The following is a 15,892-nucleotide window of genomic DNA, read 5'->3' on the forward strand; positions in this document are numbered from 1 at the left end:
GGGACGTGGACGAGGACCCCGGCCGCCTACCGGCCGGGGTCCTCGTCACGCGGTGGAGGCCGGGACGGCCGAGGTCTCGAGATCGATGAGGTAGCGCTTGTGCTCGGGATGCGCACCGTACTGACCCGGCGATCCGTCCGAGCGCACGACGCGGTGCACGGGAACGATGATCGAGAACGGAGTCAGGCGGCACGCGGTGCCCACGGCACGCGCCGCACCGGGACTGCCGGCGAGGACGGCCACCTCGCCGTACGCGAGCGTCTGACCCCAGGGGATCTCGCAGATCGTCTGCAGGGCGTCCCGATGGAAGCCGTCGATGAGCCGCCAGTCCAGCCGGACGTGCTCGTCGAAGCGGATCGGTGTGCCGTCGAAGTAGTCCGAGACGAGATGGGCGAGCTCATCGGCTGCACCGGGGTCGTGGTCGGGAACGGCGTTCAGCCGCCGGGCGACGCCCTCCAGCAGCCAGGGGACGGTCGGGTCCTGCCCCTCGGAGAGGTCGAAGCTCACGACGCCGTCGTCGGAGAACACGACGAGGGCGTCGCCCAGCGGAGTCGGCACGAAGTCGTAGCGGAAGTCCATGGCTCCATCCTGCTCGCTCCCGCCGCGGTGCCGGTCGCGGAAAGCCGGGATCGGGGACAACGGGAACGGTTGCGTCGGCTGTGCAGAGCGAGTGGCCACGGCATCCGATCGGGATCTCGGACCACCAATCCGACGCAAACCCGCCTGGCATACCGGATCTCCTGCCGCCCGGCGCCTAGTCTGTGATATGTGTGGCGACGAACGGACAAGTCTGCGGATGACGCGGAGACGACGGCCGCAGTGACGCTCGGCGCGCTGGGCGAGTCGTCGACCGGCGTCGATCTACCGCATGCCGCCGACGCCGAGCGTGCGCGCCTCAGAGCGGAAGCCGCCGACCTCGGCGGACCATCGCCGCTGGTGCGCTACCACGACACCGTCGAGGGCGGGATCGACATCTCCAAGGCGCATCCGGGGAGTCTTCCGCAGTTCATCACCGGGCGGTCCACGCTGCTGTCCAACCTCTTCCGCGACGAGGTGGGTCTGCGCACGGCACGACTGGCCGCCGAGCGGATCACCGCCAAGCACACCGAACTGCGCACGGTCCGCGGCATCGAGGCCGTGCACCTCGCCGTCGGACTCGCCGGCTGGCGGATCGGCGGTGTCCCGTTCTCGGCGCCCGTGCTGCTCCGGCCGCTCGCCATCCGCCGTCACCACTCCGACTTCGAGCTCAAGCTCCAGGGGTCGTTCTCGGTCAACCCGCAGCTGGTGCGGATCGCGCGCGAGCACTTCGGCATCACGATCGACTCGGATGCACTCGCAGCGCTGGCCTACGACGGTGGCATCTTCAAGCCGCAGCCGGTGATCGACAGCCTTCGGGCGCTCACCCGCTCGATCGACACGTTCTCGGTGCAGCCGCGACTTGTCGTGTCGGTGTTCGCCGACGTCGCATCGGCCATGGCGGCCGACAGCCGCAACCTCGACCACCCCGTGCTCAACGCGCTCGCCGGTCACGTCGACGACCGCGAACGCTTCACGGCCGAACGCCCTGTTCCCCCCGTGACGAGCCCGGACGATCGGGCGCCCGCCTCGGACAATCTCCTGCTGGATGCCGATTCCGAGCAGGAAGCCGTGCTGGCCCGCATCGCGGCCGGCCAGTCCATGGCGATCGCGACCCTGCCGGGCACCGGTGGCACCCAGACCGTCATCAACGCGCTCGGCGAACTGATCCGTGCGGGCAAGCGCGTCCTCGTGGTCTCCGCGCGGCGCTCCACGCTCGATGGCGTCCGCCATCGCCTGAACGGCATCGGGCTCGACAGCCTCGCCGTCAGTCCCGCCTCGATCCGTCGCGATCTCGTGCACGCCATCGGTCGCAACGAGAAGGCGGTCGCGCCCAAGGCAGGCGAGGTCGACGACGCTCTGGTGCGCCTGCGCACGGTGCTGCGCGATTATCGGCACGCCCTCACGAGCCCGGTCGCCGGTACCGGGGCGTCGGTCCTCGACGCGACCAGGCAGCTCACCCGACTCGCCTCCCTCGAGCACCCTCCGTCGACCACGGCGCGCCTCGGCACGGATGCGCTCGCCCGACTCGCCGGCGACCGCAGCGCGGCGGCCGGGAAGCTCGTGCAGGCGGCGCGTCTCGGCGAGTTCCGCTTCGGCCCGGATGATTCGCCCTGGTACGGCGTGACGTTCGAGACCACCGAGGCGGCACGCGGCGCCCATGATCTGGCAGGGCGCCTGAGCTCTACGAGCGTGCCGGCGCTGCTCGAGCGCGGATACGAGCTCATCGCGCAGACGCGGATGCGCCCGTTCGCCACGATCGACGAACTGGGGGAGTACCTGCGGCTCCTGCAAGGCATGCGCGACTCCCTCGATCGGTTCAGCCCGACCGTCTTCGAACGTCCGCTGGGTGAGCTCATCCAGGCCCACGGCTCGCGACGCGACGCACCCGGCATGTCCGGGGCTAACCGGCGACGGCTGAAGAAGCTCGCCAAGGAGTATGTCCGCCCCGGTGTGCACATCCTCGACATGCACGAGGCTCTGCTGCGCATCCAGCAGCAGCGCACCGAGTGGCAGCGCTTCGTCGACGCAGGCGTCGCACCCGAGATCCCGCTGGGCCTGTCCGACGTCTACGTCTCGTGGCAGCGCGTCCAGGCGGAGCTCGCCGAGCTGGATGCCGCGCTCGGACGCCGTGAACCGCTGGCCACCCTTCCGCTGGCACGTCTCGTGCGCACGCTCGCCGGTCTCGCGGCGAAGTCCGACGTGTTCGAGAACCTCGTCGAGCGCGCCGCGATCCGCGATGATCTCGCCCGGCTCGGCCTCGCGCCGCTGCTGGCGGAGCTGTCGGTGCGTCACGTCGCCGAGGACAGGGTCGCCGACGAGCTCGAGTTCGCCTGGTGGCAGTCGCTGCTGGAGCGGTCGCTGCAGGATGATCGGTCGCTGCTGGGCGCCAACACCGCGGTCGTCGATCGTCTCGAGCGCGACTTCCGTCTCGTGGACGAGGCGCACGCGGCCATGGCCGGTCCGCTGCTGGCCTGGCAGCTGGCCAACCAGTGGAAGATCGCGATCGTCGACGAGCCGACCGAGTCGCAGAACCTGCGTCGCGCGCTCACCCAGGGCGTGCCGACGACCGCGGAGATCGTCAGTGCTGCGCCGACCCTGATGTCCGTGCTCGCCCCCGCCTGGATCTCATCGCCCTATCAGGTCCCCGAGATCCCGGACAGCGTCGAGTTCGATGCAGTGCTCCTGGTGGATGCCGCGGCGATCAACCTCGCCGAGGCGGCGCCGGCGATCCGCCGGGCCCGTCAGGTCGTCGCGTTCGGCGATCCCGTCACGCAGCGACCCACGCCGTTCCGTGTCGCTGTCGCGGGCGAGGAGGAGTGGGAGTCGGAGGTTCCGTTCGACTCCGTGTCGGTGTTCGAGCGGCTGGCCGAGCTGCTGCCGGTCGCCACGCTGACGCGCAGCTACCGTGCCGGCGGCGAGGATCTCGCCGAACTGATCAACGACGCGTTCTACGGCGGTGAGATCCAGTCCCTGCCCTGGGCCGGTTCGTACCTCGGACGCGGCAGCCTCACCGTCGACTACGTGGAGGGCGGCGTCGGGGCACCTGATCCGATCTCCGGTGCGGTCGAGAGTCCGGATGCCGAGGTGTCCCGTGTCGTGACGCTCGTCGTCGAGCATGCGGTCCACCGTCCGACGGAATCGCTCATGGTCGTGACCGCGAGCGCGCGGCATGCCGAGCGGGTCCGAGCCGCGGTCACCAACGCGTTCGCCGGTCGCAGCGACGTCACCGCCTTCGTGTCGCGGGACACCGCCGAGCCGTTCGCGGTGCTGACGCTCGAGGAGTCCGTGGCCGAGAGCCGCGACCGAGTGATCTTCTCGCTCGGGTTCGGCCTCACCAAGCACGGCCGGGTCCTCAGTGACTTCGGCGACCTGTCCCGTCCGGATGGCGAGCGTCTGCTGACGGTCGGAATGACGCGTGCGCGACGTTCGATGGTCCTGGTGTCCTCGATCCGCCCCTCGTCCTTCGACGACGGCCGGCTCGAGCACGGTGCCGCGACCCTCATGTCCATCCTGGGCGGGCTCGCGGGACGGTCCCGCGAGGCGCGTCTGGAGGACCTCGCCGACCCGCTCACTCTGGCGCTCGCCCGCGAGTTGCGCCGAGCAGGGGCATCCGTCGATGTGGACTACCGCGGACTGCTGCCGCTGGTCGCACAGCACAACGGCCGCGCCGTGGTCATCGAATCCGACCCCGAGTCGCGGGGGGAGTCCCTGCGCGAGTCGCTTCGGTTGCGACCGAATGTGCTGCGGCGTCTCGGATGGCACTACGTCCGCGTGCACGCGTTCGACCTGTACAGCGACCCTGCGACCGCGGCGAACCGCATCGCCGAGGTGCTCGGCATCTCGTCGGACACCCAGCGGGTGGACCTGGACACGCAGCCGATCGAGCGGGGCGATGGCTGACCAGCCGCGTCAGCGCGTCGAGCGGGTCGCAGGGTCTCGGCGTGCGCGGCTCACGCCCGCGCCTGGCACTGATCCGTCCCCGGATGTGGCGGCGAAGGATGCCGCGGCTGCCGCGCCGGTGAAGGACCAGGGCCCGAACGACGCGCGTCTGCGGCAGGACGTCCCGCCGCACTACTGACGCGCGCCGCTCGCCACCGGAAGTCAGACGGTGTTGTTCTTGCGCAGCAGGTCGCGGATCTCGATGAGCAGCTCCTGCTCGCTCGGGAGAGTCTCCTCTTCCACGGCCGGGTTCTTCGCGGCCTGGTGCTCCTTGTAGCGGTTCATCGGCAGGACGAACACGAAGTACACCACGAGGGCGACGGCGAGGAAGCTGATGATCGCGGAGATGAGATCGCCGATCGGGAACGTCACCTCGTTGCCGTAGATGTTGGTGACGGTCGGACCGAAGTTGCCGGCGGCGTCTGCTTCGAAGAAGAGCGACACCAGCGGGTTGATGATGCTCGACACCACGGCGTTGACGATCGCGGTGAACGCACCGCCGATGACGACCGCCACCGCGAGGTCGATGACGTTGCCCTTGGTGATGAACTCCTTGAATCCCTGGATCACGAGGATCCCCCCTTTTCGGTTCGGGCCTCAGCTCGAGGCCGGTGCCGTCGCGGGTGCCGGTTTGGCGCTCGTCGACGATTCCGTCTTCGATGATGCCGACGATTCCGACTTCGCACCACTTCCGCTGCGCGAGTCGGTGCGATAGAAGCCGGAGCCGTTGAACGTGACGCCGATCGATCCGTACTGCTTGCGCAGGGCGCCGCCGCACTCCGGGCACACCGTGAGCGCGGCATCCGAGAAGCTCTGGACGGCGTCGAACTGGTGGCGGCACCGCGTGCAGGCATAGGCATAGGTGGGCATGGTTGTTCCTTGGAATCAGCGTCGCGCAGGCGACAGCGTGAGTGTCCGGGTGGGGGTCACGACGCCGGTGACGGGCTGGTCGTGCACCTCCCGCGGAAGGGTTTCGAGTACCTCGGAATCATAGATCACCGCGTAGACCGGCGGGCATCTCTCCATGGAACCGATGGTCTTGTCGAAGTAGCCGCGACCCCAGCCGAGCCGCATCCCGGTCTCGTCGATGGCGGCTGCGGGGATGATCATGAGGTCCACATCGTTGACCGCGATCGGGCCGAGCACCTCGCCGGTCGGCTCCGGCAGACCGAAGAGACCTTCGGCCACGTCGGGGGAGTCGTCCGCGACGGCCCAGTCCAGCAGGCCGTCCGCTCGGGACACGGGAAGGAGGACTCGGATGCCTCGCCGTACCGCCCGCTCGACGAACTCGCGAGTGCCGGGTTCGGTGGTCGTCGACAGGAAGCAGGAGATGGAGCGGGCGCCGAGCCGATCGACGAGCTCGTCCAGGCGGTCGGCGATCGCGGATGCGGCAGCGGCCCGTTGCGCATCGGAGAGGAGCTGACGTCGCTCGCGGAGTTCGGCGCGCAGCGCGCGTTTCGCGTGCTCGATGTCGGTCGACATGGTCCCGAGTCTAGACGGCCGACCAGGGAAGGCCTTCAGCGCGTGCCCGCTAAGCTGGCCCAATGGCGAAACACATGATCAAGGCTGTCATCCCGGCTGCCGGACTGGGCACCCGCTTCCTCCCCGCGACGAAGGCGATGCCGAAGGAGATGCTGCCGGTCGTGGACAAGCCGGCGATCCAGTACGTCGTGGAAGAGGCGGCGGCGGCGGGCATCGACGACATCCTGGTGATCATCGGGCGCAATAAGAACGCCATCTCCAACCACTTCGATTCCGTGCCGGAACTCGAGGTCAAGCTGATGGAGAAGGGCGACACAGGGCGGCTCGCCCGCGTCGTGCAGTCCAGCGACCTGGCCGACATCCACTTCGTCCGTCAGGGCGAGCCCAAGGGGCTCGGCCACGCGGTCCTCCGTGCCAAGACGCACGTCGGCGACAGTTCGTTCGCCGTGCTGCTCGGTGACGACCTGATCGACGAGCGCGACGCGCTGCTGACCACGATGCTCGAAGTTCACGAAGCCACCGGCGCGGCCGTCATCGCACTGATGGAGGTCGACCCCGCCAGTATCCACATGTACGGCGCGGCCGCGGTCGAGCCGACCGACCGCGACGACGTGGTGCGGGTCACGGATCTCGTCGAGAAGCCCGCGCAGGAGGACGCGCCGTCCAACCTGGCGATCATCGGACGATACGTTCTCCCGGCGAGCGTGTTCGACGTCCTCGAGCACACCGAACCGGGCAAGGGCGGCGAGATCCAGCTGACCGACGCTCTCCAGGAGCTGGCCACGCGTCCCGGCGGACCGGGCGTCGTCGGCGTGATCTTCCGCGGTCGCCGGTACGACACCGGTGATCGGGTCGACTACATCAAGGCGATCGTCCAGCTCGCGACCGACCGTGAAGACCTCGGCGCGGACCTGCGTCCGTGGCTGAAGGAGTTCGCCGAGCGCCTCTAGGCGGCGGAGCGAGACGTGCGATGGAACTGCTGACGGGGCACCGGCACGGCAAGGTCGAACTTCGACTCGTCCGCACCCGTGACGCGCGCACCCTGCAGCAGGAGCTGCTGAGCAATCGCTCCTGGTTGCAGCGCTGGGAGGCGACCGTGCCGAACGGCACCGCGTCGTTCGACATGCGCGTGGGCATCCGACGCCTGCTGCAGCAGTACCGTGACGGAGCCGGGTACCCGTTCGTCATGCTGTACGACGGCGAGATCGCCGGCCAGCTCAACATCTGGGGAGTCTCGCGCGGATCGCTGTGCTCGGCGACGATCGGCTACTGGGTCAGCGAGCGGTTCGCCGGCAAGGGCATCACCCCGACCGCGGTCGCGCTCGCGACGGATGCGAGCTTCATGGAGTACGGGCTGCATCGGATGGAGATCTGCATCCGGCCCGAGAACGCGGCGAGTCTGCGGGTGGTTCAGAAGCTGGGCTTCCGCTACGAGGGACTGCGCCGCAGGTACATCCACATCGACGGGGACTGGCGCGACCACTACGCATTCGCTCTGACCAGGGAGGACGTACCGCGCGGCGTGCTCGCCCGGTGGGTCGAGGGGCAGGCCCCCCAGGATGCGGCGGCGATCCCGCCATCGGATCGTCTGTCCATCTGATTCGCAGGCGACACGCGCTCGTACTCCGCGGCCGCGGGGGTGCGTGCCCTTACCGTTGAGCGTATGGATGGGCCGGTGCTGAGTGGGGGCGTGATCGTCCTCGTCGCCGTGCTCCTGTGGATGCTCTACCTGCTCCCCAGCTGGCGCGGACGCTACCAGTACAACGCGGCCGAACGGAACGCCGTTCGCCTGAATCAGGCGCTCCGGGTACTGGCCGAGACGAGTGAGACGCCGGACGAGGTCCGTCTCGAGCTCAACGCCCGCACCGCGTTGGCGCAGCAGAAGCTCGCCAAACGCGTGCAGTCCGAGAAGGAAGCCGCCGAACTCGTGCGCCTGCGCGAAGAACTCGCCGCGGCGCAGGCCGACCCCGCCCTGCAGCAGGCGCGCGCACGGCGTCGCGTCCGCGTGACAGCCCTCATCGCGATGCTGATCGGTCTGGCGGTCGCCGGTGTCGGCGCATGGCAGATCGTCACGACCGGTGTCCAGATGCTCGCCTGGGTCGGCGGCGCTCTCGCGCTGGCAGCCTTGATCGTCCTGCAGCGGATGGCGCGCGTCGCCTCCCGCGCCGCGCGACGACCGGCCGTCGTCGCGGAAGCGAGTGCGCCACGAGTGTCGCCTCCGCTCCACGATCAGGGCACCGCGTCCTGGACTCCGAGGCCGCTGCCCGAACCGCTCACCTCGCTGGCCGGATCGCGTGCGCAGGTCGCGCGGGCCGAGATCGAGGCCACCCAGGAGCTGCGACGTGCGGAGCGCCTCGCCGAGCTGCGCGAGCGCGCCGCGAGCATGGCACCCGCGGAACCGGTCCGACTCGCGCCGCGGGAAACGCCGGCAGCGGCGGATTCTCCTTACTCCCGCATGGGATTCGTCGACGACGCAGAGATCGAGGACCACGTCCGTCAGATGCTCGCTCGTCGAGCCGCCGGCTGAGCCAATGGCGAATCGGACCTCGAAGATCGTGATAATCTAACGGAGGTTCACGGGCCTATGGCGCAGTTGGTAGCGCGCCTCGTTCGCATCGAGGAGGTCAGGGGTTCGAATCCCCTTAGGTCCACCGTGAGATGTCGCAAGACAGGAAGAACGGCTGAGTTCCCAGTTTCGGGGGTTCAGCCGTTCTTGCGTCTGGCTGTCGTCCGCTGAGGGCTGACGATTCGTCGCTCTCCGCATAAGGCGGGCGAGGTGCTCTCGCGGATCTTCAGTTCGAATCCGGTGCGACGGTGCCGCGCTGGACGCTCGCCGTGCTTGCCCTCCAACTGCTCGCTGAGAAGCTCGAGCGCGTTCGCTGCGAGGCCGTCCCGAGACAGCGCGATCGTCGACAGCGACGGGCTCGAGCGGCGAGCCTCGGCGATGTCGTCGAAGCCGATGAGCATCACCTGATCCGGGATGCGGATGCCGGCACGCAGCAGAGCCCTCATCGCGCCGAGCGCGATCGAGTCGTTCAGGCCGAAGATCGCATCGGGCAGCGTCGTGCCGCTGCGAAGGAGCTCGGTGATGAGGCGTTCGCCCTCGTCCCGTGTCCACACTCCGACCAGTTCGAGGGCGGGATCGAGGGTGAGCCCGGCCTCGGCGAGGGCCTCGTCGAAACCTTGTCGTCGGAGCGTATAACTGTGCTCGGTGTTCTTCGCGGCGCCGAGAAGGGCGATCCGCGTACGCCCGGAGTCGACCAGGTGGCGGACGGCGGCCGCCGCGCCTTCGCGGTTCGGGATGCCGACATGATCGAGCGGTCCGTCGTACTCGCGATCGCTGATCAGGACGAGCGGGTGGTCCGCTCGCTCGAGAGGGTCGTCGTCCGGGCCGAGACTCAGCGCGCTTATGATCACGCCATCGGTCAGTTGATCGCCGCCGCCCTGGAGGAGGGCGACCTCCCGGGCATGCCCGCCACCGGTGGTCTCGATGAGCACTCTCAGGCCGAGTTCACGCGCCCGCTCGATCACCGCTTCGGCGAGGTCGGCGAAGTAGCGCTCACGCAGGCCAGGGAGCGCGAGCGTGATCGTCCCGCTGCGGCCGCTCCTGAGCTGCCGTGCGACGACATTGGGCCGATAACCGAGTTCGCGCAGACTGGCCTCGACGCGTGCGCGGGTCTGCGGGGAGACGTGGACATAGTTGTTCACGACGTTCGACACTGTGCGTTGAGACACCCCTGCGTGACGGGCGACGTCGGACATGCTCACGGGCATGGATGACCTCCGATCCGTCGCGGCGCCGGCGCGATCCGCACGGCCGCCTGTCGTCTCACTGTATAGCCGGCGTTTCGGTTTGCTACGCAGCAAATTGCATGCGCTAATAGAAGTCCGATCGAAGGAGATGACCTCATGATGCCTCGTGCCACCATCCAGGACGGCAGCTACCCGCGACCTCGCCTCGTGCGCGAGAGCTGGACGCCGCTGGACGGCGACTGGAGCTTCGCCTATGACGACGCGGACCACGGGCTGAGTGAACGATGGTTCGCCGCGGTCGACGAAAGCGTGTTCCCGCTGTCGATCACGGTGCCCTTCGTGCCGGAGAGCGCGGCATCCGGCCTCGGCGAAACGGGGTATCACGCGGTCGTCTGGTACCGCCGTGTGATCACCGCGCGTCGCCGCCCTGGCGTACGAGTGATCCTGCACTTCGGCGCCGTCGATCACGAGGCGCGCGTATGGGTCGACGGACAGCAGGTCGCCGTGCACCGCGGAGGCCAGACCGCCTTCAGCGCCGACATCACGGACGCGCTCGGTGACGGAGACGAGCACGTCATCGTGGTGCGTGCGCACGATGATCCGCACGACACCGAGCTCCCTCGAGGAAAGCAGGACTGGCGGGAGAGCCCGCACGGCATCTGGTACCAGCGCAGCACCGGCATCTGGCGTTCGGTCTGGTGCGAGGAGGTCGCCGAGCAGCACGTCGTCTCCTTCGACTCGACGTTCGAGAGCACGCGCGCCACCGTCGGCGTGCAGATCGTGCTCGCGCACCAGCCGTCGGCAGGCCAGCGCGTGCGGGTCGCGCTGCATCACGACGAGAAGCCGCTGGGGTCGGCCGTCTTCGACGCCCTCAGCACACGCGTCGGCGGTTCGATCGAGCTGCCGGTGCTGAGGAACGCGCAGGAACGGGAGCATTTCCTCTGGTCGCCCGAGCATCCGACGCTCATCGATGTGACCGTCGACGTGCTCGACGAAGAGGACGACGTCCTCGACCAGGTCGGCAGCTACGTCGGACTGCGCACCACCGAGGTCGATCGCGGCTGGTTCGTTCTGAACAGTCACCCGTACTACATCCGCTCCGTGCTTCAGCAGGGATACTGGCCCGACAGCCACCTGACGGCGCCGTCGCCGGAGGCCTACCGCACCGAGGTCGAGGCGATCAAGGCGCTGGGCTTCAATGCCGCTCGCATCCATCAGAAGGTCGAGGACCCGCGCTTCCACTTCTGGGCCGATCGCCTCGGGCTGCTGCTATGGGGCGAGACCGCCGGCGCGTACGAGTACACGCCGCGTGCCGCCGCCGCTCTGATGTCGGACTGGTCCGAGATCGTGGAGCAGTACCGCGGACACCCGAGCATCGTCACGTGGGTTCCGATCAACGAGAGCTGGGGCGTCCAGGACATGCACCGATCGCGCCAGCAGCGGGAGTTCGTGCAGGCCATCGCGTCGTTCACCCGGGCGCTCGATCCGACGCGGCCGGTCGTGTCCAACGACGGGTGGGAGCACATCGACAGCGACATCATCGCGATCCACGACTACACGACGGATCCCGAAGCGCTCGCCGCGAACTACGCCTCGCTCGACGCGGTGCGCACGCTGCTCGCGGGCCCCGGTCCGGCGAACCGCCGGCCGACGCTCGTCGAGACTCGGGCGTCGATCGACGACGGCCTCCCGCTCATGGTGACGGAGTTCGGCGGCATCTCGTATGCGGGGGAGGGGACCTGGGGCTACGCGGTCGTCAACACCGACGAGGACTATCGGCTCACGGTCGGCGGGCTGTTCGCGGCGCTGCACGCCAGCCCCGTCGTCACCGGGTTCTGCTACACGCAGCTCACCGACACCCTGCAGGAGGCAAACGGGTTGCTGCGGGCGGATCGCTCGCCCAAGCTGCCCTTCGAGGTGCTGCGCTCGCTCGTCACGGGCACTCCTGCGGGCGCGGTGTGAAGCGGAGGGCGAAGGGACCGATGGTCTGAGCCTCAGACCGCGACGACGGCGCCGGTCCCTTCGCCCTCGATCACCTCGACGAACGCTCCGGCGACGTCGGAGGCCGGGACGGGCGTGAACCCGGGGAAGCTCGCGTGGTAGCCGGGCGCCTCGAGCAGCACGTTCGGGCTGATCGCGTTGATGCGCAACCCGCGCGGAAGGTACGGGGCAGCGGCGCGGACGTACGCGTTCAGGGCGCCGTTTGCGACCGAGGCCGCAGCACCCGTCGGTACCGGGCGGCCGTCGAGGATGCCCGTCGTGACCGTGATGGAGCCGCCGTCGCGCAGTCGCGTCGCCGCGAGCGCCGCCACGGAGATCTGGCCCAGCGTCTTGTCGTCGAAACCGGCACGGAAGTCGTCCTGTGTCAGCTCGCTCAGGGGCTTGAACGGCACCGAGCCCACTGCCGTGACGACGGCATCCAGGGGCCCGACGCGGTCGAACAGTGCGACGAGCGAGTCTTCGTCGCGGAGATCGACGCGCTCGCCGGTGCTGCGCGATGCGCGGGTGACGTGGTGTCCGCGGGCGTCGAGAACGTCGGCGACGGCCGATCCGATGAGTCCCGAGGCTCCGATGACGAGGATGTTCTGAGGCACGATCTGCTCCTTGTGTCGACCTCCAGCCTCTCATTCCGGATCGGTCCGGCAGTACTTCTACGCATTGTAGAATTCAAGGGTGAGTCGAGCCGAGGTCCCGAACGATCCGTGGGTGCTCGAAGCCGAGCGTGCGGCGCAGGCCCCCGGCTTCCAGCGTCCCGACCTGTCTGCGGTGCCTCGGCGGTCGCTGTACGGACTCGGCGTGCTCGCGGCGGCGCGAGCCCTCGGACTCGTGCTCATAGCCGAGGCCGTCGCGCGGGGGATCGGCGCGCTCGCCGGAGGGGGCCTCGATGCGGGCGCGGTCCGGCTGATCCTCGTCCTCGGTCTGCTCGGCGCGCTGCTGCGGGCGGGTGGCGAGTGGGCGACGTCCGTGCTCGCACGGCGCCTGGCCACCGGCGTCAAGCGTGATCTGCGACGGCGTCTGTGGCGTCGCATCGCGGACGGCGACGTCTCGGGGGGCGGGATCGCCGTTCTTGCCGCCGACGGGCTGGACGATCTGGACGACTACTTCGTGCAGACCGTGCCGGCGGTCATCTCGGCGGCGGTGGTGCCTCTGATCGTCGGCGCGCGCATCCTCGGTGCCGACTGGCTCAGCGCGCTCGTGATCGTGCTGACGGTGCCGCTCGTGCCCCTGTTCATGATCCTGATCGGCAAGCACACCCAGCAGCGCACGGATGCCGCCCTCAGCGCCCTGACGCGCCTGGCGGATCATCTCGCCGAACTCGCACGCGGACTCCCGGTGCTTGTCGGGCTGGGTCGTGTCGCCGAGCAGACCCGCGCGCTGGATGACATCCAGACGCGCTACCGCACGCGCACGCAGGAGACGCTGCGCTGGGCGTTCCTGTCGGCGCTCGCCCTGGAGCTGATCGCGACGATCTCGGTCGCGATCGTCGCCGTGTTCCTCGGGCTGCGCCTGCTGAACGGCACCATGGAGCTCGAGCCGGCGCTGCTGGCGCTCATCCTCGCGCCGGAGTGCTTCACGGCGCTGCGGGAGGTCGGCACCGCCTTCCACGCGTCCCAGGACGGTCTGTCGGTGCTCGACCGTGCGAAGGCGCTGCTCGGCCGCGCGACGGGTGGCGACGTGCGAGAGCCGGGCGGTGACACGATCCGCATCGAGTCGCTGTCGGTCCGCTACGCGGGGCGCGATCGCCCCGCCCTGGAGATGATCGACGCCGAGATGCGAGGCATCACTGCGATCACGGGCCCGAGCGGCGCGGGCAAGTCGACCCTGCTCGCCGCGCTCGCCGGTGTTCTGCCCTCGGACGCCGAGGTCGACGGCCGAGTGGTCGGGATCGCTGCGGACAGCGTTGCGTGGGCGCCGCAGGCGCCGCGCGCATTCGCCACGACGCCGGTCGACGAACTGGCGCTCTACGGCGCGGACCGCTCGGCGCTCGATGAAGTCGGGCTCGCGGCGCTCGCTCACGCGTCCGTGGCGGAGCTCAGCCCGGGAGAGCAGCGCCGCTTGGCGGTGGCCAGGGCGCTCGCGCGCGTGGATGCCGGGGCTCGGTTGCTCGTGCTGGACGAGCCGACGGCTCACCTGGACCCGATCGCGGCCGATCTCGTGCGCGCGGCGATCCTTCGACGCGCCGATCGCTGCGTGGTCGTTCTGGCCAGTCATGAACCGGAGACGCTGGCGCTGGCGACTGTCGCGATCCCGGTCGGACCGACGATCGACGGGGCGGTCGCTGCGGCTCCCGACACAGAGGTGGCGCATCATGCCGCCGTGCACGACTCGGAGCGTCCGGATGCGACCCCCGCAGAGGACGGGACCGCGGCGGGTGAGGTGGTGCGGATCGGCGCCGCGGAGCCCACCCCAGGACGCCTCGCGACCGCCGGGCGGCCGGACCGTCTCACGCTGCGCGCGCTCCTTCGGCCGCACCGGTGGGTCTGGATCGCCTCGGTCCTGCTCGCCGCGCTCGCCGCCGGTCTCGGCATCGCGCTCACGGCGGTGTCCGGCTGGCTCATCGTGCGAGCGAGCATCGAGGAGTACATCATGTACCTCCTCGTCGCCATCGTCGGCGTCCGTGCGTTCGGCATCGGCCGCGCTGTCGGCCGCTATGCCGAGCGCCTGGTGACCCACCGTGCCGCATTCCAGGTGGTCGATGCGCTGCGCCTGCGGCTGTGGGGCGCGATCGCGGCACGAGGCGCGGGGTCGCGTCGCCTGCTCGAGGGCGGCGCACCACTGGACTACCTCGTCACGCTCGCCGACGATCTGCGCGATCAGCTGCCCCGCGTGCTTCCGCCGATCGGTGCCGGCGTGCTGGTCATGGCAGCGGCGATCGTCACCACGGGGTTCGTGACGCCGCACCTGACCGTGCTCGTCGCGCTCATGCTGGTGCTCGCAGTCGCGACGGCATCTCTCGTCGCGATCACCTCCGAGCACGGCGCGGGCGCCGCGCGCGTCGCTGCTCGCTCGGAGATCGTGCGGGGAACGGCCGCGCTCACGACGGCCTCGGACGATCTGCGCGGCAACGCCGCGTCGAGGGCTGCGCTGGACGTCCTGGATGCCGCGGCCGCTCGGCTCGCGGAATCGGAGCGCCGCGCGGCGTGGTCCGCCGGGCTGGGGTCGGCGATGGTGACCGCGGCGTTGGCGGTGCTGGCCGTCGTGATCGCGCCGCTGTCGTCGCAGGTGCCGGCCGAGAACGCGTCCGTGATCGCTCTGCTCGCCCTCGCGTTGATCGAGCCGCTCATCGGTCTCGTGGCCGCGGCGCACCGTGTTCCGTCGCTGCGTGCCCTGCTGGCGCGCCTGGGCCCGGTTCTGCAGCCGGCTCCTGCACCCCGTTGGGGGACCTCGACGCCGGATGCCGAAGTCGAGGAGCTCGCCCTGGACGACGTGACGATCCGGTATCCGGGTGCTGCGCATCCGGCCGTGGCCGACGTCAGCGGCACGGCCCGCCGTGGGCGCTGGCTCGTCCTGGGCGGGCCGTCTGGCTCGGGGAAGTCGACCGTGCTGTCCGCCGTCATGGGGGCGCTGCGCGTGGAGCGGGGGGCCATCGTCGCGGACGGCGCACCCCTCACGCACCTGGAGGAGCGCGCGTGGCGCGACCGTGTGGCCTGGTGTCCGCAGGACGCGTACGTCTTCGACTCGACGCTGCGGGGGAACCTCCTGCTGGCGCGTACGCGTGCGGACGCCCCGAACGAGCAGGCCATGCGGTCCGCATTGGAGCGCGCCGGGCTGGGCGGGCTGCTGGGCGGCCTGTCGGACGGGCTCGACACTCGTGTCGGAGCCGGGGGATCGGCGCTCTCGGGAGGGGAACGTCAGCGCCTGGCGGTCGCGCGGGCGCTGTTGACGCGCGCGGACGTCCTCCTGCTCGACGAGCCGACCGCGCACCTGGACGAGCCGACCGCCGCGGCCATGATGGCGGATGTGCGTATGGCGACCGCCGATCGCGTCGTGCTGCTGGTGTCGCATCGCGGGGGAGACCGAGAACCGTCCGACGACGTGGTGACTCTCCCACGGTGACCGCCGGTACGAGAAACGGATGCTGTGACGGATCACGGACCGATCGACGTGAGACATCCGTGATTCGTCACCGTGTCCGTGA

The 15,892-nt window shown here is 69.8% G+C and carries 13 protein-coding genes and 1 tRNA gene; 8 read left to right on the forward strand and 6 right to left on the reverse strand.

Annotated elements, in window-relative coordinates:
- Nucleotides 1-45 precede the first annotated feature (45 nt).
- Nucleotides 46-579 carry a methylated-DNA--[protein]-cysteine S-methyltransferase gene (locus OED01_RS04450; RefSeq protein ID WP_264157174.1) on the reverse strand — a complete coding sequence of 178 codons (534 nt, stop codon included), beginning with the start codon at nucleotides 577-579 and terminating at the stop codon, nucleotides 46-48.
- Between the two features lie 189 nt (nucleotides 580-768).
- Between OED01_RS04450 and OED01_RS04455 the strand changes: the two genes are divergently transcribed.
- The gene (locus OED01_RS04455) at nucleotides 769-4,479 is read left to right on the forward strand and encodes an AAA family ATPase (protein WP_413231607.1); all 3,711 of its coding nucleotides are present in this window, start codon (nucleotides 769-771) and stop codon (nucleotides 4,477-4,479) included.
- Nucleotides 4,472-4,657 (forward strand): hypothetical protein, encoded by a 186-nt coding sequence (locus OED01_RS04460; RefSeq protein WP_264157175.1) that lies wholly within the window; start codon nucleotides 4,472-4,474, stop codon nucleotides 4,655-4,657. Before OED01_RS04455 ends, OED01_RS04460 begins: the two co-directional genes overlap by 8 nt.
- Before the next feature lie 23 nt (nucleotides 4,658-4,680).
- Here OED01_RS04460 and mscL read toward each other — a convergent pair whose 3' ends face one another.
- Genes mscL through OED01_RS04475 form a run of 3 tightly spaced genes read right to left on the reverse strand, consistent with a single transcriptional unit; the run spans nucleotide 4,681 to nucleotide 6,000 of the window.
- Entirely contained in the window at nucleotides 4,681-5,088 is a 408-nt protein-coding gene (gene mscL, locus OED01_RS04465; protein ID WP_264157176.1) for a large conductance mechanosensitive channel protein MscL, read from the reverse strand.
- A gap of 27 nt (nucleotides 5,089-5,115) precedes the next feature.
- Nucleotides 5,116-5,388 carry an FmdB family zinc ribbon protein gene (locus OED01_RS04470; protein WP_264157177.1) on the reverse strand — a complete coding sequence of 91 codons (273 nt, stop codon included), beginning with the start codon at nucleotides 5,386-5,388 and terminating at the stop codon, nucleotides 5,116-5,118.
- A gap of 15 nt (nucleotides 5,389-5,403) precedes the next feature.
- The gene (locus OED01_RS04475) at nucleotides 5,404-6,000 is read right to left on the reverse strand and encodes a 5-formyltetrahydrofolate cyclo-ligase (RefSeq protein WP_264157178.1); all 597 of its coding nucleotides are present in this window, start codon (nucleotides 5,998-6,000) and stop codon (nucleotides 5,404-5,406) included.
- Nucleotides 6,001-6,062: 62 nt separating this feature from the next.
- Between OED01_RS04475 and galU the strand changes: the two genes are divergently transcribed.
- From galU to OED01_RS04495, 4 genes are all read left to right on the forward strand, one after another.
- Nucleotides 6,063-6,950, forward strand: coding sequence for a UTP--glucose-1-phosphate uridylyltransferase GalU (galU, locus tag OED01_RS04480; protein WP_264157179.1), 888 nt, complete (start codon nucleotides 6,063-6,065; stop codon nucleotides 6,948-6,950).
- 20 nt (nucleotides 6,951-6,970) lie between these two features.
- Entirely contained in the window at nucleotides 6,971-7,600 is a 630-nt protein-coding gene (locus OED01_RS04485) for a GNAT family N-acetyltransferase (RefSeq protein WP_264157180.1), read from the forward strand.
- 75 nt (nucleotides 7,601-7,675) lie between these two features.
- On the forward strand, nucleotides 7,676-8,527 hold the full coding sequence (locus tag OED01_RS04490; RefSeq protein ID WP_264157181.1) for a hypothetical protein: 852 nt from the start codon (nucleotides 7,676-7,678) through the stop codon (nucleotides 8,525-8,527).
- 51 nt (nucleotides 8,528-8,578) lie between these two features.
- A tRNA-Ala gene (locus OED01_RS04495) sits at nucleotides 8,579-8,651 on the forward strand.
- 52 nt (nucleotides 8,652-8,703) lie between these two features.
- On the opposite strand, the gene OED01_RS04500 is transcribed toward OED01_RS04495, so the two are convergent.
- Entirely contained in the window at nucleotides 8,704-9,774 is a 1,071-nt protein-coding gene (locus tag OED01_RS04500) for a LacI family DNA-binding transcriptional regulator (RefSeq protein WP_264157182.1), read from the reverse strand.
- A 135-nt stretch (nucleotides 9,775-9,909) separates the two neighbouring features.
- Between OED01_RS04500 and OED01_RS04505 the strand changes: the two genes are divergently transcribed.
- Entirely contained in the window at nucleotides 9,910-11,715 is a 1,806-nt protein-coding gene (locus OED01_RS04505; protein ID WP_264157183.1) for a glycoside hydrolase family 2 protein, read from the forward strand.
- A 32-nt stretch (nucleotides 11,716-11,747) separates the two neighbouring features.
- On the opposite strand, the gene OED01_RS04510 is transcribed toward OED01_RS04505, so the two are convergent.
- Nucleotides 11,748-12,347, reverse strand: a complete 600-nt coding sequence (locus OED01_RS04510; protein ID WP_264157184.1) for a short chain dehydrogenase — start codon at nucleotides 12,345-12,347, stop codon at nucleotides 11,748-11,750.
- 79 nt (nucleotides 12,348-12,426) lie between these two features.
- Here OED01_RS04510 and cydC point away from each other — a divergent pair, with 79 nt between their 5' ends.
- On the forward strand, nucleotides 12,427-15,810 hold the full coding sequence (gene cydC, locus OED01_RS04515) for a thiol reductant ABC exporter subunit CydC (RefSeq protein WP_264157185.1): 3,384 nt from the start codon (nucleotides 12,427-12,429) through the stop codon (nucleotides 15,808-15,810).
- The last annotated feature ends 82 nt before the right edge of the window (nucleotides 15,811-15,892 follow it).

It is taken from the genome of Microbacterium sp. M28, from assembly GCF_025836995.1.
GTDB lineage: Bacteria > Actinomycetota > Actinomycetes > Actinomycetales > Microbacteriaceae > Microbacterium.

Coding starts and splice junctions, on each gene's coding strand:
- OED01_RS04450 (WP_264157174.1), bottom strand. CDS start 579: ATGGACTTCCGCTACGACTTCGTGCCGACTCCGCTGGGCGACGCCCTC.
- OED01_RS04460 (WP_264157175.1), top strand. CDS start 4,472: ATGGCTGACCAGCCGCGTCAGCGCGTCGAGCGGGTCGCAGGGTCTCGG.
- OED01_RS04470 (WP_264157177.1), bottom strand. CDS start 5,388: ATGCCCACCTATGCCTATGCCTGCACGCGGTGCCGCCACCAGTTCGAC.
- OED01_RS04475 (WP_264157178.1), bottom strand. CDS start 6,000: ATGTCGACCGACATCGAGCACGCGAAACGCGCGCTGCGCGCCGAACTC.
- galU (WP_264157179.1), top strand. CDS start 6,063: ATGGCGAAACACATGATCAAGGCTGTCATCCCGGCTGCCGGACTGGGC.
- OED01_RS04485 (WP_264157180.1), top strand. CDS start 6,971: ATGGAACTGCTGACGGGGCACCGGCACGGCAAGGTCGAACTTCGACTC.
- OED01_RS04500 (WP_264157182.1), bottom strand. CDS start 9,774: ATGCCCGTGAGCATGTCCGACGTCGCCCGTCACGCAGGGGTGTCTCAA.
- OED01_RS04505 (WP_264157183.1), top strand. CDS start 9,910: ATGATGCCTCGTGCCACCATCCAGGACGGCAGCTACCCGCGACCTCGC.